General features: G+C 62.1%; 18 protein-coding genes. 13 read left to right on the top strand and 5 right to left on the bottom strand.

What is annotated here, in order from left to right; genetic code table 11:
- A partial coding sequence (locus JSV65_06095; protein ID UCH35922.1) for a hypothetical protein occupies window positions 1-256 on the top strand: 256 nt, incomplete at its 5' end.
- A 476-nt stretch (window positions 257-732) separates the two neighbouring features.
- Here the strand turns inward: JSV65_06095 and JSV65_06090 are convergent.
- Entirely contained in the window at window positions 733-1,026 is a 294-nt protein-coding gene (locus tag JSV65_06090) for a hypothetical protein (protein UCH35921.1), read from the bottom strand.
- Window positions 1,027-1,381: 355 nt separating this feature from the next.
- Here JSV65_06090 and JSV65_06085 point away from each other — a divergent pair, with 355 nt between their 5' ends.
- The gene (locus tag JSV65_06085; GenBank protein ID UCH35920.1) at window positions 1,382-2,578 is read left to right on the top strand and encodes a cytochrome C; all 1,197 of its coding nucleotides are present in this window, start codon (window positions 1,382-1,384) and stop codon (window positions 2,576-2,578) included.
- 454 nt (window positions 2,579-3,032) lie between these two features.
- On the opposite strand, the gene JSV65_06080 is transcribed toward JSV65_06085, so the two are convergent.
- The gene (locus tag JSV65_06080) at window positions 3,033-3,308 is read right to left on the bottom strand and encodes a hypothetical protein (protein ID UCH35919.1); all 276 of its coding nucleotides are present in this window, start codon (window positions 3,306-3,308) and stop codon (window positions 3,033-3,035) included.
- Window positions 3,309-4,111: 803 nt separating this feature from the next.
- On the opposite strand from JSV65_06080, the gene JSV65_06075 reads away from it, so the two are divergent.
- The 4 genes from JSV65_06075 (at window position 4,112) to JSV65_06060 (ending at window position 10,414) form a co-directional block, all read left to right on the top strand.
- Complete coding sequence (locus tag JSV65_06075; GenBank protein ID UCH35918.1) at window positions 4,112-5,164, top strand: epoxyqueuosine reductase; 1,053 nt, start codon at window positions 4,112-4,114, stop codon at window positions 5,162-5,164.
- 580 nt (window positions 5,165-5,744) lie between these two features.
- Window positions 5,745-6,434, top strand: coding sequence for an SAM-dependent methyltransferase (locus tag JSV65_06070; GenBank protein ID UCH35917.1), 690 nt, complete (start codon window positions 5,745-5,747; stop codon window positions 6,432-6,434).
- Between the two features lie 850 nt (window positions 6,435-7,284).
- Window positions 7,285-9,384, top strand: a complete 2,100-nt coding sequence (locus JSV65_06065) for a hypothetical protein (protein UCH35916.1) — start codon at window positions 7,285-7,287, stop codon at window positions 9,382-9,384.
- Window positions 9,385-9,964: 580 nt separating this feature from the next.
- On the top strand, window positions 9,965-10,414 hold the full coding sequence (locus JSV65_06060; protein UCH35915.1) for a TlpA family protein disulfide reductase: 450 nt from the start codon (window positions 9,965-9,967) through the stop codon (window positions 10,412-10,414).
- A gap of 483 nt (window positions 10,415-10,897) precedes the next feature.
- On the opposite strand, the gene JSV65_06055 is transcribed toward JSV65_06060, so the two are convergent.
- Window positions 10,898-12,517, bottom strand: a complete 1,620-nt coding sequence (locus tag JSV65_06055) for a CehA/McbA family metallohydrolase (protein ID UCH35914.1) — start codon at window positions 12,515-12,517, stop codon at window positions 10,898-10,900.
- Window positions 12,518-13,039: 522 nt separating this feature from the next.
- Here JSV65_06055 and JSV65_06050 point away from each other — a divergent pair.
- The 7 genes from JSV65_06050 to JSV65_06020 all read left to right on the top strand — a co-directional run bounded on the left by JSV65_06050 (window position 13,040) and on the right by JSV65_06020 (window position 22,036).
- Window positions 13,040-13,978 (top strand): phosphotransferase, encoded by a 939-nt coding sequence (locus JSV65_06050; protein UCH35913.1) that lies wholly within the window; start codon window positions 13,040-13,042, stop codon window positions 13,976-13,978.
- A 129-nt stretch (window positions 13,979-14,107) separates the two neighbouring features.
- Entirely contained in the window at window positions 14,108-15,001 is an 894-nt protein-coding gene (locus JSV65_06045) for a GNAT family N-acetyltransferase (protein UCH35912.1), read from the top strand.
- Between the two features lie 44 nt (window positions 15,002-15,045).
- Window positions 15,046-15,447, top strand: coding sequence for a transposase (locus JSV65_06040; GenBank protein UCH35911.1), 402 nt, complete (start codon window positions 15,046-15,048; stop codon window positions 15,445-15,447).
- Window positions 15,444-16,811 carry a GrpB family protein gene (locus tag JSV65_06035; GenBank protein ID UCH35910.1) on the top strand — a complete coding sequence of 456 codons (1,368 nt, stop codon included), beginning with the start codon at window positions 15,444-15,446 and terminating at the stop codon, window positions 16,809-16,811. Before JSV65_06040 ends, JSV65_06035 begins: the two co-directional genes overlap by 4 nt.
- A gap of 448 nt (window positions 16,812-17,259) precedes the next feature.
- Window positions 17,260-19,836, top strand: coding sequence for a hypothetical protein (locus JSV65_06030; GenBank protein UCH35909.1), 2,577 nt, complete (start codon window positions 17,260-17,262; stop codon window positions 19,834-19,836).
- A gap of 552 nt (window positions 19,837-20,388) precedes the next feature.
- A complete protein-coding gene (locus tag JSV65_06025; GenBank protein ID UCH36709.1) occupies window positions 20,389-21,417 on the top strand; it encodes a zinc-binding dehydrogenase in 1,029 nt (342 codons plus the stop codon).
- A 376-nt stretch (window positions 21,418-21,793) separates the two neighbouring features.
- Entirely contained in the window at window positions 21,794-22,036 is a 243-nt protein-coding gene (locus JSV65_06020; protein UCH35908.1) for a GIY-YIG nuclease family protein, read from the top strand.
- A gap of 386 nt (window positions 22,037-22,422) precedes the next feature.
- Here JSV65_06020 and JSV65_06015 read toward each other — a convergent pair whose 3' ends face one another.
- Window positions 22,423-23,331 carry a DUF1963 domain-containing protein gene (locus tag JSV65_06015; protein UCH35907.1) on the bottom strand — a complete coding sequence of 303 codons (909 nt, stop codon included), beginning with the start codon at window positions 23,329-23,331 and terminating at the stop codon, window positions 22,423-22,425.
- A gap of 556 nt (window positions 23,332-23,887) precedes the next feature.
- Window positions 23,888-24,631: a class I SAM-dependent methyltransferase gene (locus JSV65_06010; GenBank protein UCH35906.1), complete on the bottom strand. Its 744-nt coding sequence runs from the start codon at window positions 24,629-24,631 to the stop codon at window positions 23,888-23,890.
- Window positions 24,632-25,095: the final 464 nt, after the last annotated feature.

The raw sequence follows: 25,095 nt of genomic DNA, 5'->3' as shown, positions 1-25,095 counted from the left end.
GGCGAGCTTCACCGATGTCCCGCGCGGCGCCAACGGCCAGTGGGACGGCGGCGGGGGCGGTGGTTTGGATGTGGACGGGACGCACATCTTCTACGGGTGGATCGAGCGGCTGGCGGACGCGGCGTCGTGGGGACCGTTCGGCGCGCCGACCGGCGGGTACGGGGATGGCACGTTCCGGCCGACGGTGATCTGCGCCCGCGGGCAGATGGCGACGTTCATCCAGCGCGGCTGCAACTTCGAGAAGCCGATCAGGTAGGAATGTCGGGCAGGCAAGCTGACCGCATGCCTCCTCCGCGGGCAGTACGACGGGAGGGCGTGACGCCCTCCCGTTGCTGTTTCCGTATTCGCGCATACCTGAGAAAAGCGTAAAACGTCCCGTAGGACAAGCTGTCCGTGTTAAGTTGGCTTGGGACACCGGTTCGACGGCCCAGATAGCGTACTGCGCCCCACGGATTAAGGCGAGGCGGCGGCGGGCCCGGCCTTTGGCCGCGAGAACACTCACCGAAGTGCGGCAGGCGATGGGTGTAGACTTCCGAGAACTGCGATGACATGTGCGGCTTTCGAAGGATCCTGAGACTGCTGTGTCGTCGCTCTAACAATCACCACTCAGGTACGCACAGAGCAGGAAGTGACTCGCGACCTCGCGCTGGAGTCCGGTGGGTGTGGACGGTCTGGGGCTGCTGTCGACGCATTCCGAGCGGTCTCACGGGCGGGCGACACCTATAGCCGGATTCAGCTGTCTTCTCGGCCCCCGGTCCATTTCCACAGTCGGTGGAAGTTGCCAGCGAAGACCTTCGCTTGGTCTGTCTCACTGAGGCCCGAACGGCGCACGCACATCACAGCGATCACAGGATCCACCGATGAGACGTCCGTGCCGAACACGACCCTCTCCGTACCCAGCGTGCGAACCGCCTCTCGAATCGCTCCGGCCACAGCGATGCCGGTACCCGAGATCACCAGCGATAGGTGCGGGTAGGGCGCGACCGCGGCCAGGTTGATCCCGGCGTCTTCATTCCTCAGCGCCAAAGCGACTTCCGAGCAGGCGCTACGCCAGCCACGTTAACATCTTGGAGCATCAACGGCCAGACAACTCATTGGGAACCTAAAGTCAGCTTCACAGTCGGTCAACAGGCAAAACCTAACCTACCTCCCGAACCAGGCGGGTTCGAGAGGCTTCGTTTACGCTCCAATGAGTTCCTACGAGCTACGCAGCGCATACCAGCGATGACGCCGACTGCTCGCCTTATCACAATGTATGGAGTTTACGACAGAGAGGTCGGTGCGACGGCAGGACATATGCCCTTGACGCAGAGAAATCAAGCTAGCGCGAGAGAGAGCGCATTGGCGACACACGCGGCAACTCCAGGAATGGGAGGAAACCATGAGGTCCTATCGGTGCATCGTACTGTTCCAAGTCTTGCTGACTTTTGTGCTAGCAGCGCTGTCGTCCGCATCTATCGTGTATGCGAACGGCCCGTCTCTCGCCCCGATGGAGGAGTTGGGCAAGGCCCTATTCTTTGACTCGAACCTGTCCACCCCGCCGGGACAGTCCTGTGCGGCATGTCACGCGCCGCAGGTCGGTTTCACCGGCCCTGACTCGCTGATTAACGCGACTGCTGCTGTCTACCCCGGTGTCGTCCATACTCGCACCGGCAACCGTAAGCCACCTTCTGCCGCCTACGGGGGCGATAGCCCATCGCTCTACTATGATGGAGCGGAGGAGGTCTGGGTTGGCGGAATGTTCTGGGACGGCCGGGCTACCGGCTGGATTCTTGGTGATCCTCTGGCGGAGCAGGCGCTAGGGCCGTTCCTCAACCCGTTGGAGCAGAACTCGCCGAAGGCGCGGCTCGTGCTCCTGCGCGTAGCAAGGTCTGGATACCTACCGCTGTTCGAGGAGGTATGGGGCCCCGGATCCTTCGATTTCATGTGGGATGTCGCCGGCACCTACGAACGCATCGGCAGGTCTATCGCGGCCTACGAGCGCTCCGCGGAGGTCAACCCGTTTAGCTCCAAGTTCGACGCCTACCTTCAGGGTGGGGCTACACTGACCGTGGAGGAGGCGTGGGGACTGGATCTGTTCGAGGGCAAGGCAATGTGCTCCGCCTGTCATCCGAGCGAGCCCGGCCCGGGCGGGGAGCCACCGCTCTTCACGGACTTCACCTACGATAATCTCGGCGTGCCACGGAACCCTGACAACCCATTCTACACCATGCCTCGGAAATGGAACCCGGCGGGCTATGCTTGGGTCGATCTGGGGCTGGGCGGATTCCTCATGGCGGCGGGGTATTCGGAGGCGGACTACCTCACGGAACTGGGCAAGGTGAAGGTGCCCACGCTCCGCAACGTGGACATGCGGCCGTCTCCCGACTTCGTGAAGGCCTACGCCCATAATGGCTACTTCAAGTCGCTAAAGGAGATCGTCCACTTCTACAATACCCGCGACGTCGAGGCCTGGCCGCCTCCGGAGGTGGCGGCGAACGTCAACACCAGCGAACTGGGGGACCTCGATCTGACGGACGCCGAAGAGGATGCCATCGTTGCGTTTATGCGGACCCTCACCGACGGGTACACTCCCTGACTGCAACTGGTAGCATCTCGCCGTAGCGACGCAGCTCATTCGCGCCCCAGCCGATCCGTTGGCTGGGGCGTGATCTCACGAGGGGGCTGTCGCAACTCGGAGTGAGGCTGCGTTGTCTAGCCACTCATTCGGGGGTGGGAGGAGATGGAGATCGCTTAGCAGAGACAGAGGGAGTCTGTCACCGGCAGCAGGATCGGACTTGTCCTCGCGTTTCGACCACAGGTCAGTTTCCTAGTCCAGAACACTCTGGCATCGAAATCCGGCACCTCGTCCACAGACAGAGAGCGTTTCGATTTAGCGTCGTTTGCCTCCACCGTCATCGTTCGTAGCGACTCGGCCAATGCCGTAGGGCAGCCCTGGCTGCTTCGGCGACAAGTCCACCCGATACTCCTTCCGCCTCGCGCCGAGGCAGGCGGGGCGGATGCGAAGCGTTGCGCCCGCTGGCGGCCGCGCACTACTCGTAGACGCCCATCCACGAAGCCACAATCGCCCAGATGCCGACCCCGAGGAATAGCAGGGAGAAGACGAGGCATCCCATGGCGCCGCGCACTTGCGACGGTTCGTCGACGAACGCAAACGCCGGCTTCGTCGCGTCGCCGGGCGCTTGCGGGAGGTAGAAGATGGGTATGCGGTCGCCTTCCGAGGTGCTTTCGTAGATTCGATTGACGATGCCTTCAGCGACACGCTTGTGCCCCGCAGCGTCCTCCCAACGGACTTTAACGAAACGCAACCGCCCACAGGATTCTCCGCAAGAACGCTTTGACGAGGTGCGCTTGCCAATGACCGTGGCTTCCGCCAGCACGCCTCGGCGCCTTATCGCCACGGCCTGGCGCCAAACCCCAATCCCAATCGCTATGCCAGCTGCGCCGACGCCGCCGAACACCAAAGCGGCCAACCACGCGGGAGGGGTGCCGTGGAACTCGAACACCATGCGATCGCTCCTCTTCGGCATGTCCCGAGAGGCGGCCGCGTGCACGTCCACCGCGGTCTCAGGACATTCGGGATGTTCGACTATTGGGTCAATGAAAATGGAGTTCCTGCTCTCTGTTGCCACAGGGACGCGATCCTGGCGCGGAGAAAAGCGCTTCACATCCGGCACCTGGCGGCCAGGCGCAAGAACTATCGCAAGCTCGTCAGGATCACAAGATGCAGGAGCAGGGACACCGGAAGCGCAACTGAGTTTGCCCGGTGATTCGTCCCAGCGTTGGTGAGAACCGACACCATCAGGGACACAGCGGTCTGCAGAGCATCCATGCCCCCAGGATTGGACGCGGCGACGCGGGAACCTACAGGAAACGACGTACTCCGGCCCGGTTCAGACGCTTTCAAACACCGGTCTCACGAGCGCCTAACCGGAACAGACTGTCCCACACGCGGTCAAGACACGCATGTCGCCGAGGATATCAGCGTCCCGGTACCGAAGCAAAGACCCTCGGAAGCCCCAGATGGTGTTTGTCGGGGGTACCGTGCACCTCAGAATACCGGTCCCTGGCGTCCGCGGGAATCAGCGTGGCGCGGGAGATTGGCGACAGGATGAGGCACGAGTCTGTTGGGCTGACGGATGAGCTAATACAGCACGCGAAGCGCGCAGGGCTCGACCTCCTTGGGTGCACTTCCTCGACTCCCTTCCCAAGAGGGTACGAGTGGCAGGAACTCGATCCCAGACGCATCCTGGCCGATGCTAGAACCGTGGTTGTCGCTGCCTGCCATGTGTACGGATTCGAGGCTCCCGAGGCCTCGCGGCCGGGGGCACCGCGAGGACGATTCGGGCCATGGACTCGAGCCTCCCTCGCGGCGGCCGCCTATGGAGAGGCAGCCATCACCGAGTACCTAAGGAATCGGGGATACAAGGCTGCCTCTGCACGGGATCTTCCTCTGAAGTCGGCCGCCGTTCGGTCTGGCATCGCCAGCTACGGGAAGAATTCCATTGTCCACGCAGATGGATTCGGCTCGTACCTGAAACTGTCGGGTGTAGTGACCGATGCGGAACTGGTATGTGTTGACAGGCCCGTTGAGTCGTCCGACTGCGGTGACTGCACAGCATGTGTGGAAGCCTGCCCGACCGGCGCCCTTGAGACACGCTATCGGCTTGCGGTGGACCGATGCATCTGCCAGTGGCTATGGGGCAATCCCATTGCGCGAGAAGACAGAGAGAAGGTAGGCAACCACATCTTCAGGTGTGGGTTCTGTCAGGATGCGTGTCCTAAGAACGGAGGGCTGTCACCCCGAACTCAGTTCCCGTTTTCGCTTGAGGAGAGGAGCGACTCGCCTGAGCTGATACCCCTTATCCTGGGGGATGAGGCGTACTACCGCGCGTCACTGCCAGCGTTTACGCTGCAAGCCGGCGTTGACACTCTTCGGCGCAATGTGATAATCGCTGCGGCCAACAGCGGAGACGCGTCTGCCATCCCGTACCTCGCGGAGGCGTTGAGCCTCCCGCACGCCGAAACGCGCGCCGCGGCCGCCTGGGCTCTTGCTCGGCTCGGTGGACGGGCCGTCCGGAAGGCCCTGACGGAGAGGCTGGCCAAGGAGAAGGAACAGACCGTGCGTGATGACATTGAGGCCGCACTGCGCGAGATTGCCTAGCCACCCGTCCCGAGGCCGGAGGGCGTGCCATACTCGGACTTCGCGGCTCAGCCGCAGCCACGGCTACCCCGACGCCTGCTATCCTAGCATAGGCTTTCGATGCGCGCGGAACGCGGAGTAGGCGCGGGGAGCCAGGTCCCCGTTGCTGGATGCTGACGGTGAGGCAATTCACCGCCCACCGCCGGAATGACGGGCGGGGCCTGGGGGCGAGTGCCCAGATTAGAGGTTTGCGTCCAGGTCACTGCGCCCTTGTCACACCAGGACAAGCGGCGAGGAGAGAGGAGCGGCGCGGGAACAGAAGGTGATGCGAGGGGTGGTGCGCGCTTAGCGGTTTGAGCTAAGTGTGGTGGTTAGGCCCCCGCGACCGGTACACGATGTCTCCTCCGCCCACAGGGAAGGCATCCTGGCGCGGAGAAGAGCGCTGCAGGTACGAGCCTTTGCGTGGTGAGGTGAAGAGGGGTCATTCCGGGTGGATGAAGATTTGTAGAGCGCCCCCAGAGCCTACTGGATGCTCCAGATTCGCTCTGGCAGACTTCGGATATCGCAACAACCGAGTGGCGTCCGAGGATAGGGGACGAACGTGGGTTTCACGCTGGGCCAGGTCGTTCCGTGGGGCCGGTCATATGACGAGTATGTGGCGATGTTCGCGCTGACCGGCGCCGACCTGGAGGGTCGCATCCTCGGGTGCGGAGATGGCCCGGCCTCGTTCAACGCCGAGCTCACGAGGCGCGGAGGGTGTGTAGTATCGGTAGATCCGCTCTACCAGTACTCGCGAGACGAAATCCGACAGAGGATCGACGAGACTTACTGCTTGGTCATGGAGGAGACCCGAAAGAACGCTCACGAGTTCGTGTGGACCACCATCACCTCGGTGGAGGAGTTGGGCGGGCTGCGACTGGCAGCGATGGAGAGTTTCCTTTCGGACTATCGCCTTGGCGTGGCACAGAAGCGCTACGTCACCGGGGAGCTTCCCAAACTTCCGTTCGCGGACCGCGAGTTCGATCTCGCCGTCAGCTCTCACCTGCCGTTCCTGTACAGCGAACACCTCTCCGAGGATTTCCACGTTGCCTCGCTCGAGGAGCTCTGCCGAGTGGCCGCCGAGGGTCGGGTATTCCCGCTACTGGAGCTGGGCGCGAGGAAATCGCGCCATGTCGAAGCCGTCCGCGCGCGCCTGACGGCAGCCGGCTACTCCGTAACCGTGGAGACTGTTCCGTACGAATTTCAGCGGCGTGGGAATCAGCTGATGCGGGTCACGGCACCACCCGCCTGACGCGGCGCGGCACCTTGTGCCCTTTTCAACCGCGCGTTAGACCCGTTGCAGAGTTCCAGCGACGCTGAGACGGCTCTCCGGACCAGAGAGAGGGTTTCGATTCCAGCATCCCCTACTCCAAAACGCCCTGACATCGAAACGTGCCATGTCGTCCACAGCTAGAGAATGTTTCGATCTCAGGTCGTTTTTTCCACCACGCCCTTACGCTCGAAACCTCTCTCTGGCAGAATCGAGTAGCAGGGCGTCCATGCCCTGACGGCCGATTCACGCCCGCAAATCGCGTGATTTCGCCGTTCAGCGTCCGCCAAAAGCTGCGGACTGGCTGTCCGCTTGTTGCGCCCCTGTCTTGTCCCGAAAAGGCCGTTTCGCTTCTCTGTTTCTCTGAAAGCTCTGGACTTGCCCTAATCAGCCCACATGTAGAGAAAACGACGATTCTGAACCGAAGTCCGCCCATCGCCGCCAAGGGTTCCGATTCCGCCGCGGAGCAGTACTATCGCATTTTCGAACCCGCGTCTTGCCGTCGCCGTCGCGTTAGTCTTCGGTTCACACCTCGGCCCTCACATTCGATCCCAGTCAATGCGAAAAAAGCAAGAGGAACCACTCCCTGAGCGGGGAAACGGACATCTGCCGCTTGGCTGCCAATGGGCGTCGTTGTCGCAGCCTGAATTGCAGCATAGGTCTAGGTCGTGGTCGGCAGCCGCCATCGTGATTCCGGCCAGCCGGATCGTCACGCCGACGGGGCCGGGTCCCATTGCCTCTCGCTCGGACAGGTGCTCGCGGGTCCGCCTAACACAGCATGGCGTAAGTCTATTGGATCTCCACGTGCCTATCATCTGAGGAGGAATTCATAATGCCGAGGAGACATCTCGTTTCGCTCTGCCCGGCGATAGCCGTCTGCCTGACGGTCGCCCTAGTGCCGCTGGTCCTGACTACGGCACTCGCTTGGCCTGGCGGCGGGCACACCTGGGGCGCGGAAGCGGCCACCGAACTGTTCGGGCTCGGGCCTTCCCATCCGAACGCTGACCCGCTGGAGATCTCGCGCGATCGCCCAGTCCCCCTCTACCCCGAACTGGAACTCAGCAGCGCATGGTACGACACCAAGGTAGGGTGTTGCGACGAGGAAGATGCGGAGACGCGCCCCAACTGGGACTGGATCCGCGAAGCCGCGTGTGAGATGGACGACTTCGAGTCCGACACCCGGCACCACTTCTGGTACCCGGAAGAGGGCATGCACGAGTGTCCCAATGACGTCGCCGGGATCAACAACGCGTGGGAGAGCATACACCCATTCTGGATTGGCGCCATAAATGCATGGCAGGCGGGCAATCTGGGAAATGCCTACGCCTATCTGGGCTACGCCATCCACTTCGTCCAGGACATGGGGCAACCTGCCCATGCCAACGAGGACATGCACCCGGGCGATGCCCTGAGCGATGATGACTCGCTCGAGGACTGGTTCACGGGCGCGTATGCCCGGAGCACCTTCCAATGGAACTGGCCGTATGTGGACCTTTGGCCCGGCCCGATCCTCTATCCGCCGACGAGCAACGCGGCCATCCTGAACACGGTGCTCAGCGCAAACGGCGGATACTGGGACCCGGGCCAGAGCGAGCCCATCGCGCCGGATTCCGGCTGGGCGGACATGGATGCCTATTTCTTCGACCTCAGTTGGCCCTACACCGCGTACAACAAGCAACAGCTCTTCTACATCATGTACGTAGTGAACCAGACTGGCAACTGGTTCGCCTCCGACAGCGAGCCGGGCAATACATTCGACGCCATCGGTTGGCTAGAGTACTCGGTCTTCCCTCCGCACCTGCTCGACGAGGGCACGCCCGTCGCCGCGCAGGATTCCGATGCGCTGGATGACAACGATTCCTGCGACTGCGACATGGATGGAGACTTGTCACTGATCGCGGTCTGGGCCTACGCCACGTCGTTCCGGGCCTCCCCTGCCGTCATCGACCTATTCCGCCGCACAGTGGACAACGCGCCCCCGGTCACAGCCTTCGAGCAGGCGCGAGTTGACGGCCAGCCTGTCGTGGAGTGGAACAACAGCCCGGTCACAGTGACGCTCACCGGGGCCACGGACTACGGCAATCCGGGATTCCGCGTCTCGGGCGTGTGGAAGGTATGGGGCACCTGTGAAGGCGAGACGCCGCAATTCACTCCCGACCCCGCGCAGACTCCGTACCTGGCCATCAGCCAAGAGGGAGAGAACCACGTGCAACTCCTCAGCACCGACTGGTGTGGCAATGTCGAGACCAGCGCCAACGACTTTACCGTCAAGATCGACATGACGCCGCCGGAGATCACGTTCCCGGACTTGCGGCCCAACTACCTCACGAGTGAGGATTTCACCGCCACCTGGGTAGCTACTGACGCGCTCTCAGGCGTGGACTACGAGTACGCACTGCTGGACGGGCAATGGGTGACCAAGGGGGAGGTGATCGACCTCGCGCTGCTGGCGGGGACGCACACGCTCGAGGTGTACGCCAATGACGTGGCAGGCAACATCGGGTACGCCATCTACGAGTTCGAGGTGTTCATTGACGCCGAGTCGTGGGGCCTGTCGGTGCTCGTCGGCAACAAGACCAAAGGCAAGGCTATGTTTGGCGTTGTCGAGTTTCCGGCACCGTATGACGTCGGGATCATCGACGTGACGACATGCACGCTCGTCGTCGGGGGCACACTCGACCTGACGGTGAGCGACCCCGTCGTCGGAGGCCTGGCCGTGCTTCCGGCTGAACTGATAACGGGCGTCGGTGATCATGACGAGGACGGAATTCCTGACCGCATGCTCAGATTCGACAAGGAGCAGTTCGTCGCCGCGCTAGGCGGCCTGGCGGGTGACATCCCGGCCGTCGTCCGCGGCGGCCTGCTGCCGGACGGCACGCCACGCTTCCTCGGGGTCACGACGGTGCCTGTATTTGCACCCCCAAGGTACTAGTTGCCATATGACGAGCTCACGGTACAAGACAGGGTGTCCGGCATCTCGGCTGGACACCTTGTCTCATTTCGGGGCGCATGACTTGACCAATGACACCCGGCGTCGGTCACACGCGTACTATTTGGACATAGGGTGACGCCGCCGACTGGAACGCCATGACATCGGACCCCGTGTCGTTGTTAAATCGCAATGAGACACCTCTGGACTTGCCTCAGATGCGACTGTCTGTGTGTGTTAAGTGGCCTTGGGACACCGGTTTGACGGCCCAGATGGCGTAGTGCCCCCGACGGATTAAGGCGAGGCGGCGGGAGCGGCCCGGGTTGTGGGACAGAATGCTGCCAGCACGTCCCAATGAGACGCCTCCGCGTTTGCCTCTGGTGCGACCGTCATCCCCAGCCCATTCGCCACTCCTCCCGCTCGATGTCTCCTCCGCCCACAGGTAAGCGATGCTGGCGTGGAGAAACGTACAAGACCCAGGAGACCGGGAGTGGACCTTGGTTCACCCGCGGATTTGTCGCGCAGGCGCTGAGGGCCGACCCTGACGACGGAACGGCACGGACTCGGCACGAAAGGCAGGAAGATGAGGATCAAGCTGCCCGTTGTCCTTGCAGTAGTGATCGCGGCCATAGCGGGGATTGTGTGGTTGATGGCTGCACGGGGGTCCGCCGCGCTCGCGAAGAACACGCAGGCGCCGGATTTCGCTGCCCAGACCATCGAGGGCAGGAAGTTTGCGCTTAGGGACCTGCGCGGCCGCGTCGTGCTCCTGGATTTCTGGGCCACGTGGTGTCCGCCGTGCCGCCGGGAAGTGCCGGAGCTCGAGAAGCTGTGGAAGCGGTATAAGGAGAAGGGCCTGGTCGTCATCGGGATCGCACTGGAGAGTGGCGGTGCGCGGGGAGTGCGCAAGTTCGCCGAGGACAACAAGCTGACATATTGGCAGGTGAGCGATGACCGAGCCACAATAGCCAGAAAGTACAAGATCCGCCCGATTCCGACAACCTACATCGTCGACACCAAAGGCGTGATCCGCTAGGTCCACATCGGCTTCGGCCCCGGGATGGAGAACGAACTCAAAAAGGAGATCGAGGCCTTGCTGCCGTCACCGCAGCAACTGAAGAAGCTAAAGCCGCTCGAGGCAGTGGGCCGCAGAGCTAGAACTGATACCGCGGTAGACGGCTTCGCGCCTTTGGGACATGGCCTCAATCACGCTTGAGAATGACACGCGGTCTCACGCCGCCTGACCGCCGCAGGCATTTCTGCTCCCCGCGAGTCACATGCCACCCCGTGGAACCCTCACCTCCAGCCCCATCCTCCCCTCCGCCCGCCCGATGTCTCCTCCGCCCACAGGGAAGCGATCCTGGCGCGGAGAAAAGCGTTTCAGGTGGGGAGCGTAGTGGCCCGGCGTCGTCTCCTGGGAGCAATCTGCGGCACTCTACCGCCAGGGGGCCCGGATACGTTTCTCCTTTCATGCTATCTGAGGAGCGACATCTCGCCCAGCAGCAGGGACTCGTCGGGGCTATTGCGTCGGATAGAGGTATAGCCAGATAGGAGCAGACCACGCCTTGTCACCGTCTGCCTGGGTGACCTTCACGAAGACGTAGTGACGCCCAGGCTCGAGAGCCAGGCCCGCCGTGCCTGTATAGGTTGCAGCGTCGGCGTCGATTTCCCTGGCGACCTTCCCATACAGGTAGACCTGAATGAGGGAAGTTGCGTCCTGCGTATCGGGGTCATTAACCGAGACGGTCACCGTGTAGTCGGTTGCCGGCCCCGAGAGACGGCTACCCATGTCCCGATCATCGATCGACAGCGCGAGGCGCATGTTGCGGTCGTAACTGCTGTAGACTCTCCTTGAGGCGAGGGCCTCGAGGATTCCTGCTCTGGTGCGGGATCGCGCCAACGCCACGGTCCAGTGCGGCCCTTCCCCCCATGTCGCATCATGCTTGTCCTGGCAGCCGGTCGGACTTAGATGCCACCCGTTGTTCAGCAGCCCGATATAGGCCAGCTCCTCATTCTCGTTTCTTGTCTCCACGCCGAAGATGGCTGCGTCGGCGTCGGCATCATAAGCGAGGTTGTTGAAATTGTTTATTCCCGGGTGGTTGAGATGTGCGAGAGCCCCCATCTCGCTCACCTGCCGCCAGAAGCCGGGGAGTGCGAGCGAGAGGTTGTGGTCAGGTTCCATGAAGTAGTTGATATGGCCAATCCCCTTTGTCCACTCCACCCCGTAGAGGGCTACGAACTTCCCGTCCTCGTTGACGGCCTCAGCCTGGGCGATAACATCGGCCATTTCCTCCGCGCCCAGCGCCTCCCCGTGGTCTGTGACCGCGAAGAAGTCCAGTCTCGATACATCGCGAGCGTGAGTGTAGGCATCTCGAGGGGTGAGCACGCCGTCTGAGTACGAGGTGTGCGCGTGTAAGTCGCCCCAGCAATACACATAGGGATTGGCGACGATGACGGTTTGATGTGCACACCAGCTGCTGCCCGGCCCAATCCCAGCGGCTGGGTCGGCCCTCTCCTCTCCCGTCTGCGCGGGGTCGGATCCTGATGCGCAGACGGTCAGCGGCTGCAAACCGTTATCGACATCCGTTACGTCAACCGAGGCAGTCCACGAGCCATCCGCCTGCCGCGTCATCGGCGTCAGATCAGAGGCGCCTATGCGGCAAGAGATGATGCCGGCAGATGCCGGCGCACTCAGGTCGGCCTTGACGGCTACCTGACCAGCGATCCTTTCCTGTGGTTTAGGGCTGACGATGGTAACGCCAGAGGCCACGACTACGTCCACTGTGGTAGTCGCGGTCCGAGTAGTCTGTGCTCCTCGGAGCTCCGCCTCGAAGACTAGGTGGTACGTCGTGGCCGACGCGTCAGATGGGACTGGCACCGCAATGCTCCAGATGCCGTCGCCCGCCATCTCGTCTCCTGACGCGCCTGAGTCGTTCAACGAAGCTTGCACCGAGGGTTCTTCGCGCACTGATACCTTCGCGGCGGTGATCTCCCACCCCGGCTCGGCCGCGCGCAGGGTCACCAGGGCAGTCCTCCCGGCGAAAACCGGATGTGGCTCGATGTCCCCGATGACCGTCGGCTGTGCCAACGCGGCAGCGCAGCAAGTCAGCAAGACCAAGGTGGCAAAAGTGTATCTCAAAGTAGCCTCCTCGTTGGACGTCAGTCCAGGCTATCCGTATGCCCATAAGCCATTCGCGCGATACCGTCCGAGGTCCTCCTCGACCGTCTGATAGCGATGTCCAGGTCCTGGCCCGTCCTTCGCGAAGAACGGGATAATTGGCTTGGTCAGACCGCAATGGAACACGTCTCGCGGCCTTCGGGGGTTGCCTTAGATGGAAGCGTCACACCAGCCCCATTCGGCCGCTCCTCCCGCCCGATGTCTCCTCCGCCCACAGGGAAGCGATGCTGGCGTGGAGAAAGGCGGGGGAGATGGGGAGGGTTGTGGCGAGGCGAGAGCACTATGGCAGGACAGCGGGGAAGCGTGAGAATCTCGGGGCAGGAACACCCAAAGTGCTCCTTAATTCACCCCGATTTGTCTCAAGATCGCTGACGCTCAACACAGGTGAGCATAGCCGAGCAAGCACGAGCCGCCCTCGGGCAATACGATCTTCGCGGCGACCCGGCTCTGCGGCAACTCGAGGCCACACACGGCGCGTTCCATGTGTGTGCGAGCGGCCGAGCTTTCGCCCTGCGCCAGTTCAATCCCTGCGCGCACCCCGACGATCTTCGCGCACAGTTCCTGCTGACTGAATTGATGTGCGAGCTTGGCCTCCGGACTCCGGTGCCAGTTGCCGCCAAAAACGGACAGCTTCTGGTGGAAGTGCGGGAACGGCTGTGGGCCTTGTTCCCCTGGGTCGAGGGAAGGCCCGGCCGAGCCGAGCGCGCGGAAGACATGGCGATTATGGCCGCCGTGCAGGGCGACTGGGTCGCATGCGCTGACCAGCTCAAGTCCGACGAACGTTGGCCGGAAATCGTGGCCTGCGCCCGGAAGTACCGTCAGCGAAAGCCTTGGGCATGGGTAGTGCCTCTCGACCAGGTGCCCTCCTTCGCGAGGCAACAGCGCGTAATCGAACGCGCCCGGACCGAGGGGCCTCTGGGTATCAACGCGGCAGAGTTTGCGAGCCTCGTCTCTGAGTTGGAGCGAGCCATTACCGATTTCGAGGATCTGCTCGTAAGCTCCGGAGTCCGCGAGATGCCGCACACCGTCACTCATGGAGATCTCTGGCCGAGCAATATCGTGGTCGATAGGCAGGGCGCGGTGGTCTTAGACCTTGATTGCTACTCCCTTGAGCCTCGGGTGACGGATTTTGCGCGTGCAGCGAGTCTGTTTCTCCAGGGCCGCAGTGGCGCGCGTAACGCTCATCTCTTTCAGCGCTTCCAGGCCCGAGCGCGACTGTCCCAGAGAGAGGCCGACGTGCTTCCTTTGATGATGTGTGCGTTCGATCTCTATCATGGCGCCAGCCGTCTGCTGCTGCTCCTCGCGGAGCCCAAGCTCGAGGATCGGGCCCGGCTGGTGCCGGTGATCCGCTCCGACGCGCAGGCCGCCCAGCGGTGCGTCAACGAGGGAGATCTGTTGCGACAAGAGTTCCTGGGCGCGTGAGTTGCCAAGTAAGGGAGCGACCGAGCTTGCGATCATACCAGATGACGATGAAACGCCACCTGGTGTCATCTATGGGAGCAGCTTAAGCCAAATCCGGTAGACTCCGCTTGTGATCGAAGGTGGGTTGGGATGAGTCGAAGAGCGTTCAGTCGTGGTTCGGACTATGAGGCGGTTTCCGACTTCCTGATTGGCCTGTACCAGCCGGAAAACCGGGACGGCAACTGGTTGCAGCCTATCTGGGAGTACGCGTATACCCACCCGTGGTTCGACGAGGCCTCGGTCGGCAACATCGGCATCTGGGAGGACAAGGGCCGGATCGTGGGTGTAGCCACGTACGAGTTGCGTCTGGGGGAAGCGTTCTTCAACGCGCATCGCGACTACGCCCACCTGAAGCCTGACATGCTGGAGTATGCTGAAGATCATCTGTCGGTCCGGGGCGAGGACGGGAAGCGACGTCTGCGGGCCTATGTGAATGACTTCGACGGCGCGTTCGAGGAGGTCGTGGCCGACAGCGGCTACAAGAAGGACCCTAGCTCCCACCGGCCCATGTCCCAGTTCGTCATCCCCTCGCCCTTCGCGGAGACCAGCGTACTCGAGGGTTTCCGCCTCCAGAGCCTGGCCGACGGCAATGACCTACGCAAGTGGGATCGCTGCCTGCACCGCGGCTTCAACCATCCGGGTGAGCCGCCGGCAGACGGGATCGAGGTCCGAAAAAAGATGCAGTCGGGACCGCACTACCGCAAGGATCTTGCCATCGTCGCAGTGGCCCCGACGGGGGACTTCGTATCGTTTTGCGGCATGTGGTTCGATCCGGTGAACCGGCTCGGCTACGTCGAGCCCGTGGCGACCGACCCCGACTACCGCCGGCGCGGCCTGGGTCAAGCCTGCGTGCTCGAAGGCATCCGCAGGTGTGGCGAACTGGGCGCAACGGTGGCCTACGTCGGGACGGACAGGCCCTTCTACCTCTCATTCGGATTCAGGAAGCTCTTCACGCACAACTGCTGGCTAAAGGAGTTCGCCTGAGCGGGCGGCTCACCGACAACGGCAGCGGTTACATCTCCAACACCATGGCGGAGTTACTGCGGGCACATTGGCTGCGGCATATTCGGGCGCGCGGGCATCACCCGCAGACCATCGGCAAGGTCGAACGCTGGCACCGCACGATGAAGAACGAGGTGACGCTGGTGTTGTACATGAGCCCGGAGGAACTGCGGCGGGCGCTCGGGGAGTTCGTGGAGTACTATAACCGGGAGCACTGCCACGAGGCGCTCAAGAACGTCACTCCGGACGATTTCTCCTCCGCCCACAGGGAAGCGATGCTGGTGCGGAGAAAAGCACTTGAGGTGGGGAGCGTTGTGCCGGGGCGTCAGCTTGCATCAACGCCCGCCAGAGGCCCGCAGCACTCTAGCGCCAAGGGGCCTGGACGCCCTTCTCATTTCATGCTATCTGAGGACCGACATCGACTGTGACTCTGGTCAGCGAGTACGACCCGGCATGGCCTTCATGGTTCCTGCAAATCAGGGAACTCGTCGCTGAGAAGCTGGGGTCGTATTGCCTCGGCATCGAGCACGTGGGCAGTACGGCGGTGCCGGGAATGACGGCGAAGCCGATCATCGACATCGTCGCTGTAATCGAGTGCGGTATGTTCCAGATTGTGCAGGCACTGCTCGACGAGTTGGGGTATCGCCACCAGGGCGACCTGGGCATCCAGGGTCGAGAGGCGTTCAAGCTGGAGGACCCGGGCATGAGCGTGCGTTTGCCGCCACATCACTTGTACGTCTGCCCGCGTGAATCCGAGGAGCTGAAGAGGCAGGTCGCTTTTCGGGATTACCTGCTGGTGCACCCCGAATGGGTGTTGAGGCTAAGCGAGTTGAAGCGGTCACTCTGCGAGCAGCACAGCGCCGACCGGGAAGCCTACGCGGAGGGCAAGTCCGCAATGGTTCAGGAGATAACGTGCCTGGCTCTGCGGTGCCTGGACTGCCGAAACAGGGAAGACGCAACAGGAGATCGCGGGATGAGCCAATCGACGAAAGGGTTCGACGAGATCAACGCCGAGGCTCGCCGCATCTGGGACGCCAATGCCGAGTGGTGGGATGACCGAAAGGGCGAAGGTTCTCCTCTGGAAGATGACGTGCTCATTCCTGTGACGGAGCGCCTGCTCGGGTTGCAGTCAGGCGAGGCCGTCCTCGACATCGGCTGCGGCGCCGGGCGATTTGCTCGACGGATGGCCGAAGCAGGCGCGCACGTGGTTGCTTGCGATTTCAGCGAGCGTTTCATTCAACGGGCTCGCAAACGCACACCCTCAAGCCTGACGAACGTCGAGTACCATGTGGTCGACGCCACCAGTGAGTCCGCGCTGCTCGCGTTGGGTTCGGCGTGTTTCGACGCCGCTGTCGCCACCATGGTGCTGATGGATATGACGGCCGTTGACCCGCTCATGCGCGCGCTGTCGAAGTTGCTCAAGCCGAGGGGACGGTTTGTGTTCACGGTGATGCATCCGTGCTTCAACTCCCCTTACGCCTTCAAGGTCGCGGAAGAGGTGCATGAGGAAGGGCGACTCGTGTTCCAAACCTCCATGAAGATCATCGGCTATCTGACGGCCATCACAACCAGAGGCGAGGCGATACTCGGGCAACCCGAGCCTCAGCTCTATTTCCACCGGCCCATCGGCCAGCTCCTGAAAGCCGGCTTCGAGCAGGGCTTCGTGGTAGACGGATTGGAGGAGCCGGCTGAGGGACGCACAGGCGACTCGCGGAGCTTCCGTTTCTCCTGGAATGATGTGCCTGAGATCCCGCCGGTGCTTGCTGTGCGAATGCGGCTGCACAACAGGTAGTGCGCAGGCCCGCACCTTGTGGACGGTCGTACGCAGAGGCGGTGCCCTGCAGACCAGCTTCAGCTGAACTCCTGTCCTCGCACTCGCTATAGATCGGAAAGTCCAGCAAGTGCAAGCGTGCTAGGTGTACGTCCTCCGCTTTCTTGGGACATTTGGCATGTTGCACTCTTGGATGACTGAGCGGGCGTTCCTGCTCCATGCGAGTCACACGCCACCCCGCGCCAGCGTCACTGGCAGCCCCATCCGCCGCTCCTCCCGCCCGATGTCTCCTCCGCCCACAGGGAAGGGATGCTAGCGCGGGGAAAAGGGCTTCAGATTCGGACCTGTGCGTCCTCCGCGAGAACGGGACAAGAGCTCAGCGGGATGTTCCTGCTTCCCGGGGCGAAGGGAAACGCCCCAGAAATGAACTGGCGCCCCAGAACGAGTCCAGTTTGGCCGAGATAACGTTATGTGCGCCAATCAAAACATATTCAGAAAGGCTCTCTTCTCGCTTTTGCTGCTTCCCGCCGTTTGGGACGTTTGGATACCTGCGCTGGCGCACCCGCAACAAGCCCACCCGCCCTATCCGGATGTCAGGGAAATGATCCAGGAGCCTTTCGACAGCTTCCTCAACGGAACCGTGGCCTGCGGATGGGAAGCCTTGCGCCACCGGATGCGCGGCAATATCTACAAGAGCAATCCTGGTCGCCTCGACTACCCGAAGTTAACGCAGTTCGAACGGTTGCTGGTTGGCGACCCTGTGGATGTTGTAGCGGTTAATCGTGAGATCGTCGAGTTCTGCCGGAAAGAACAAGCGGAGATCGAAGCGGCTTGGCGCGATCCGAACCGCAGGCATCCCGCCAAAGAGGTATGCGAATATCAAACGCAATTGATTCCACTCGCCATCCTTGTCTTACGCATCGGCGAAAGGCTGACACCGGAAGCACACCAAGCCATCAAGGATGTGCTTCTGGCTTTCCGCCCTGAGACCGCCGATGTGGAACCAACTCTGTGGATGCATGCTCCGGGGTACAATGGCGCAAACGCACACGATTATCTGAGCTTCTTGGCGTTGACATGGGAGGTCACCGGTAACCTCGCTGTCCGGGATGCTACCTACTGGGGCCTCCGCGGCGAATTAGAAAACCTGAATTTGAGCGGCGATATACCCGAGTTTAATGTGCTCGAAGGTCATTGGTGCAGTTCCAACGGTTATGATGCGATGAAGGCCTTTCTCCGTGATCCGGAACTGGCTCGGATGGCCCGCATGATTGCGGAAAGGCTCTGGATAAACCGATTCCTCACCTGGTCGCCCGTGGTGGAACGAATCACCGGGCCTGGCAGCCGCATGGCGCCGGGCGCATGGTTGGGCACGAGCGGAGACCGCCTTCAATTCGCCACGGGAGTCGAAAACCCCATCTGGATCAACGAGTTCTTCGACTGGGGCGTCTGGCGGCTGAAAGCCACGGGTGGCCGTTGGCCGCTCGATGACGTTGAGGGGATGGTGCCGGATCTGCCCGCGTACCTGCAGGATATTGCTTGGCGTAAACGCTTTCCCAACGAATTGCGCTGCTCGGTGCAACTCATCCCGTGGATGAACCGTTATCCGAAATTGGCGGGCTGGACGGACGAAAGGCCGGAACCTGTCCTGGGCGAAATTGTCAATTATCAGACCGGACAATACGCCATAGGTTCGATCAACCATCCGTACGAAGCCTCTGCATGCATGGTTTACGCCTCCGCTTGGTGGAACGACAGTCGGGCCGATGCAGATGCCCCTCTGGGCAGTCCCAAACGGTTCGCGGCGCTCTACCCGCATTACGTGTTCAACGGCGCTGCTTTCCTCGACCGCACCGAACTCTACTTTGAAAACAATCCCAGCCAACCCGTCAAGGACGAATGGTCGGGTTTGCCTGGGCCGTGGATGCGGGAGTTCAGCGAGTGGGGGCGCGCGGGTGTGCTTCAGCATAGGAACACGATGCTCTTCACCTATTCAGGACGGAACCGCGGCCCCAACGACATTCAGCCGGTTGCGGACAAGATACATCGCGTGTCGGCTGCAATGTTCCTCTTCCGCTGGAAACCGGGGCTTGAGGGCCTCTTTGTCAACCGCGATCCAGTTATCCACCTGCCCTTAGAACTCAAACCCGGTGACTGGTGGTTCATTTGTGACGGCGACACCTATGTTGGCATTCGACCACTTGAAGCCACGCCTCTGCGCGGCCCTTGCAATACCACCATCGAAGAACGGACTCGCCAACTTGTACTCTATCAGGACAACTATGTGGGCGATAGCATCGAAGGGATTTCTGACGAAGAGTGGGTAAAAGCCCGCAGCGGCTTTGTCGTCGAAATGGGCGATGCGGCCGAATACGGTTCATTTGAGCATTTCCGGGATATCATGCTCAAGGCCAAGGTCAGAGAGAATGCCGATGGTTTCGTTCGGCATATTCGCTACGGGCGGCCTGGGCGCAGTCTGGAAATGAAATGGCACTGTTACGAAGAAAGGTATCTCCTGCGGCGCGCAAACGGCAAAGACCAGACCACGCCCCGCCATCTTCAATCGCCAGAAATGGCGGTTGGCGCAAGCGAACTGCATACCCACGACGCATGCCTGAAAACCAAGTCCGGCGAAACCGTCTGGCTCCTCTCCGCCGCACCGTCGCGAACCTACGTGGCGTATCAGCCCCAACCCGCCCTTCAGCTTCCCCTTGAGTTGGACACGCCCATTGCCCGGGTTGAAACGGAACGTTTTCCCTTTGGCAAACTGGCGGTAACTCAGACCCCGGACGGCACGCTCGAACTGCGAATAGACGCTGGTTTTCGGCCTTTCTGGAGCAGCGTCCACTGGCGGGTGAAGGTCTGGCAAGACCTTGGCACACATCCCAGCGAAATCCGTATTCATACCGAAGCGCCCAAGGTTGCCGCCACTATCAACAACGACGAGATGCCCGTAGTGCGCGAGGACGACAAGGGCGAGCCTGTTTGGGTCCTCGACCCGTATGCAATAATTCCCCGCGTACGCGACCGTATCGGTATCCGTTGAAGTGTGCGTCCTCCGCAGGAACCGAACAAATGCTGAGGTGCACTTCGGGATGGATGAGGCGGCATTCATCCTCCGCACGAGTCACATGCCACCCCGCGCACCCGTCACCGCCAACCCCATTCGCCGCTCCTCCCGCCCGATGTCTCCTCCGCCCACAGGGAAGGCGTACTGGCGCGGAGAAAAGCGCTTGCGGGTGGGGAGCGTTGTGGCCAGGCGCGAGCACTCCCGAAGGCTCGCCCGGACGGAACAAGATGCAAGAGCAGGGACAGCGGGCCTGCAGCTTATTTCAGCCCCGAATTTGTCCCACCAATGCTGAACCTCAACAACACCTGGTAGCTGAGACTCAGGCCGGACTTGTATCACCGTGCGCCCTGCAACAGGATTAAGCTGAGATCCGCCATGAGGTCTCGTTCTTGCTATCCAGATGTCGGACGCTAGCGGCACGGCCTGCCGCCAAGCTCGATGTGGTACCCACCCGATGGATAGCGAGGGAGCAGAGGCGCCCGACCGTTGGCAGTAGCCAGCGAGACCGATTCCGCCGAAGGGATTCGCATGAAGCAGGTCAGGAATCATCGCATCATCGTGAAACAGCGCGGCGGGCCGGACGTGCTACAGGTCATAGAGGAGGGTCTTCCCGAACCACGGCGCGGCGAGGCCCGGGTGAAGGTCCTCGCCGCTGGAGTCTCCGCCTACGACCTCATGATCCGCTCAATATCGTTCCCCGGGAATCCGCGCGTGCCTTTCACCCCGGGCGAGGACATAGTGGGCGTGGTGGACAAGCTGGGCGACAGGGTGTCAACTGCGCAGCCGGGGCAGAGGGTTGCCGGCTGGACCTTCGGCGATAGCGGCGGCTATTCAGAGTTCATCTGCCGGCCCGCTAGCCAGTTGGTGTCCGTCCCCTCGGGCCTGGATCCCGCCGAGGCCGTCGCCCTGGTTGTGAACTACCTCACCGCACACCTGTACCTACACAAGACCGCCAGCGTGCGCAGCGGCGAGAGGGTCCTGATCCACGGTGCGGCGGGAGGCCTGGGCACCGCTCTGCTCCAGCTTGGCAAGCTGGCCGAGCTAGAAATGTACGGCACGGCGTCCCAGCACAATCACGAACTAGTGTCTGCGCTCGGAGCCATACCTATTGACTACCGCACAGAAGACTTCGTCGAGCGCATCCGCAACCTGACCGGCGATGGGGTGGATGCAGTGTTCGATCCCATCGGGGGTGCACGGCAACTCTGGCGCTCCTACCGAGTCCTGCGCAAAGGTGGACGGTTGGTGCCACTTGGCAGTGTTGCGACATCCAAGGCAGGGATGAAGGTCATTCCACTCAGCCTGCTGACGGTCTTCCTGCTCAAGCTCATTCCGGACAGTAAGCGGATACTGTTGTCCCCGAACATGATGAAGTTCCCGCACATGCACAACGACTGGTACCGTGAAACCTTGACGGAGCTCCTGGATTCGGCGGCAACAGGCAAGATCAAGCCGGTGATCGCGGAGCGCATCCCGTTGCTGGAGGCCTATCGCGCGCACGAGTTGCTCGAGCGCGGCGGACACGCCGGCAAAGTGGTTCTAGTGGCCAATGGATAGCCCTGGTCCGTGTATGCGGGCCAGCGGTTCAGTGCCTGGGATTTCGGACACGCTGTCCGTGCTAAGTCGGCTTGGGACACCACTTTGACTGCCCAGATGGCGTACTGCGCCCGCCGGATACTGAGGCGATGGTAGGCGCGGACGCGAGGACGGAACTCGGGCTGCCATTCAGGCTTGCCCGTCGGACTGGAGAGACGGTTCGATTCCCACGCGGACTACCGGGTGAGAATCGAAACGCCGACCTCGTCCACAGCTAGAGAATGTTTCGATCTCAGGTCGTTTTCCTCGACCAGCCTTCGCTGAAGCTGCGGCTGGCAAGCCGTGGTTCCGACGAAGGCTGGTGCCCGCCGAAGCCTCGGCGGAGGAGGGCCTTGCCGTGAAGTGCGTCTATCTCCTTGCAAGCGTGCGCGATCCGCAGCAGCGGTACGTTGGACTGGCATCGGACCCGGAGGAACGCCTCAAAGAGCATAACGCTGGCAAGTCGCCCCATACGTCGAGGTACGTGCCGTGGCGCATCGTAGCAGTAGTCGGTTTCGACAATCGAGGCCGAGCTAGCGCGTTTGAACGATATCTGAAATCCGGATCGGGCCGCGCTTTCGCCAAGCGGCACTTCTGGTGATTCCCGTGCCGGATCACCCCTTTTTCGACCCCTTCGGACGCCCAAAACGGCCCTTCGGGCCTCTCTTTCTCTGAAACCTCCGGACTTCTGCCAATCCGTCCGTTGGTAGAGAATCCAGTGTTTATGCGGGTTTTTCGACCCTCGGTTTTCTCGGGGTTCGATTCGAACACGCTGACCACTTGCCATTTCGAACTCCCGTCCGATGGGGGTCTCCGCCCAGGCCGGTGTGTTGAGCGCACGGCGGGCGGATTATTGCGACTTTCTAGGGGGTCGGCCTTCTCGGGTTTCGATTCCATCCCCGAGTAGGACGAGATGCCTTCTAGGCACTTCCCACACGTCTGTAGTGGAGGAGTCGCCGCTGGCGATCCCCATTATCTTCGCGATGGTCAATAGCATTGCACAATGACGTGCAGGACCTCCCCTCTTTCGAGGAACACGTAAAGGCTCCCCATGTCGCCCCACATCGGCCCGTGCAGGTCCGCGTCTGCGACGGGCTCAGGCATGTTGACGAACGGATAGGGCGCATCGGCTGAGAAGGAGAGCGAGCCGAGCGCACACAAGAACCTGCCAGGCAGCGACTCTGGATCCTGAATCCACCGGGGCACGCCTCCGATCTTCGTGCCTTCCAGTACGGCGAGGAGTTCGGCCTCACGATAGCGTCCGAGTAGTGGCCCCGCGCCAGGGTAGTCGAACGTTCTGCAGATGACGCCGTACGAAGGCGGGATGGCGAACTCGCACTGAGGCATCCCGCCTGGCCCGATCAGGTCACTGTCGCCCATGTCGCGCCAGAAGAACTCCAGCTCCGACTCATCCGGGTCGAGGTACTCGCTGTCCTTTGGCCCGAAGATGAGGAGTACATCGCCCGGCAGCTTGCCGACAATGTCCCGCGAGTCCGCGAAGCAGATCTGCCCGATGAAGGTGAGGGCCCGTCCCTCGGCTGAGGATGGCCAGTCCTGAGACGCTGACCAGTAGGGCAGTCCCCCCACCTTCGTTGCTTCACGCTGGTTGGGCTCGCCGCGGCCGAAGACGAAGATGTCTGTCGGGACCCCCTGGATCTGCTGCTCGGCAAAGGCCTCTCTTCGAAGCTGTTCCGCCAGGGCCAGGTCACCTGGACTGCACACTATCTCGCCGCCGGGCGACATCAGCGCGATGTGTGCCTCAACTGCGTCCTCGTTCGGATAGTCCTCCGGGCTTTGGAGTCGCTCTCGCTCGACGAAGTCGCCAGCCTCACGACGGGCCTGAGCTAGCGGGAAGCGCGAGATCCATTCCTCGATGTTCAACCTGTCGTGAACCACCTTGCCCCTCCTGATTGCCGCAGGATCTGGCTCTCCTCGTCGTCGCCGCGAGCCTCCAAGTATGCTTGGAATGCCCGATTATAACACACTCACCCCCCGGCATCGGTCCCGGAGGATGACGGACGGAAGGTGCTGTCGTGCCGGCATCTTGCTCCGAGTAGCAACGGCGGACTGCCGCGCGCCTGGATTCCGGTACCGTTTGTCCGCCGACAAACCCTCCGGCGTCGAAGTCCGCCACCACGTCCACACATGTGGAGAATCCGGTGTTTGCACGGGCTTGTTGAGGCCTGGTGCTCCGGGGTTCGATTCGGACACGCTGACCACTCCGACACTTCGAACCTCCGTCCGGTAAGTATCTACTGGGCGAAGGCGGTCAGCAGGCCCCCTCGCACCACCAGGTCTGAGTCGTGATGACTGGCAAGGCTTGTCCGCCATAGCCTTGGCGGCGGCGAGGAGCGGGAAGATGTCGAACCCATTGGACCCCGAGATGATGTCCCCGGCTGAGCGGCTTGAGGAGGCGGCCTCCCTGCTGGCCAGGGGCATCCTCCGGCGTCGGCTAAGCCGGCGCCGCGACAAAGATGCTCCACCCCAGGTAGTCGCGCTGCCAGCCGAAGTAGGCCTCCCGTGCCCGGCGCACCCCCCGGAGGAGCTCCTCGCGCTCGGGGTGATCCGGGTTAGCGGCCGCCCACTCGCGGGCGGCCAGCCAGTGGGGGCTCTCGTAGTGGTCCCAATCGTCTGGCGAAGCCGTGATCAGCCCGCACAGCTCCAGGCCGTGGGCCTCCAGCGCCGCTACCGTGCCTGCTAGGCTCCGCCACTGGGCGGCCTCAGGCCCGGCGAGGGCGGCGACCTCCGGCGGCAGGGGCCGATTGAGGAAGGGCTCGCCAATGGCGAGCACCCCGTCAGACTTCACCGCTCGCCGCATCCACGCCACCGCCTCGTCGAAGTTGTTCAACGCGAACGAGGCCCCGATGCACAGAACCCCGTCGTAGCTCGCCGGCTGAGGCGCGAAATCGAGCGCCGGCCCCTCGATGAAATTCAGGCGGTCAACCACGCCCTCCACCTCCGCGCGCTGGCGCGCCGCCGCCACAAACCACGGGCTGACCTCCAGCCCCGTGCCGTCAATCTGCCACGCCTTCGCCCACGTGCATAGAAGCCATCCCTTACCGCTTCCCACGTCCAATACGCGCGCCCCGTCCCTTACCCGGCAGTAGTCCGCCAGAAGCCCCAGCTTTTCCGGCGATATCGGGTTCTGGATAGTGTGGCTGCGCTCAACGATAGACCAGTATTCAGTGAAATGCATCTCTCTCTCTCCCCGGAAGGGCGCAGACCGCGCCCACTCGCTCTATCTCGTGGCACGGCCTGTGTGCTAATCGGGCCGCGCACGAGTTCGCATCAGCGGCTCCTAGGTTCAGCCAAGCCTCTCCATTCTACCACTTGGCGGCACAGATCGCACCACTGAGGCAGCTCAAGCGCTACCTCATCAACACGTTCCGTCCTCATCTCGGAATCCCAGACGGACGGAGACTGAGCCGACGCAGTTACCAGCAAACTCGGGGACCTTGGGCCGGCCCAAATCCAGTGTTTATGCAGTTTCTTCGCCCCTCGATTTCCCTGCAGTTCGATTCGGACACGCTTGACCAGTCCGACACTTCGAACCTCCGTCCGGTAAGTAACTACCGGGCGAAGGCGGTCAGCAGACCCCCCTCGCGCCACCACGCCCTCTCGCTCGAAACCTCTCGCCGCCCGAAGCGAGAGCGCGGGGCC

The sequence above is a fragment of the Armatimonadota bacterium genome, from assembly GCA_020354555.1.
Lineage (GTDB): Bacteria > Armatimonadota > Hebobacteria.
Note: the sequence above shows the minus strand (reverse complement) of the source record. Positions and strands in the feature narration are given on the sequence as shown.

Excerpts from the sequence above, each read along its gene's own strand:
- JSV65_06010 (UCH35906.1), bottom strand. The coding sequence starts at position 24,631 with ATGCATTTCACTGAATACTGGTCTATCGTTGAGCGCAGCCACACTATC.
- JSV65_06085 (UCH35920.1), top strand. The coding sequence starts at position 1,382 with ATGAGGTCCTATCGGTGCATCGTACTGTTCCAAGTCTTGCTGACTTTT.
- JSV65_06075 (UCH35918.1), top strand. The coding sequence starts at position 4,112 with ATGAGGCACGAGTCTGTTGGGCTGACGGATGAGCTAATACAGCACGCG.
- JSV65_06030 (UCH35909.1), top strand. The coding sequence starts at position 17,260 with ATGTGCGCCAATCAAAACATATTCAGAAAGGCTCTCTTCTCGCTTTTG.
- JSV65_06025 (UCH36709.1), top strand. The coding sequence starts at position 20,389 with ATGAAGCAGGTCAGGAATCATCGCATCATCGTGAAACAGCGCGGCGGG.
- JSV65_06060 (UCH35915.1), top strand. The coding sequence starts at position 9,965 with ATGAGGATCAAGCTGCCCGTTGTCCTTGCAGTAGTGATCGCGGCCATA.
- JSV65_06065 (UCH35916.1), top strand. The coding sequence starts at position 7,285 with ATGCCGAGGAGACATCTCGTTTCGCTCTGCCCGGCGATAGCCGTCTGC.
- JSV65_06040 (UCH35911.1), top strand. The coding sequence starts at position 15,046 with ATGGCGGAGTTACTGCGGGCACATTGGCTGCGGCATATTCGGGCGCGC.
- JSV65_06045 (UCH35912.1), top strand. The coding sequence starts at position 14,108 with ATGAGTCGAAGAGCGTTCAGTCGTGGTTCGGACTATGAGGCGGTTTCC.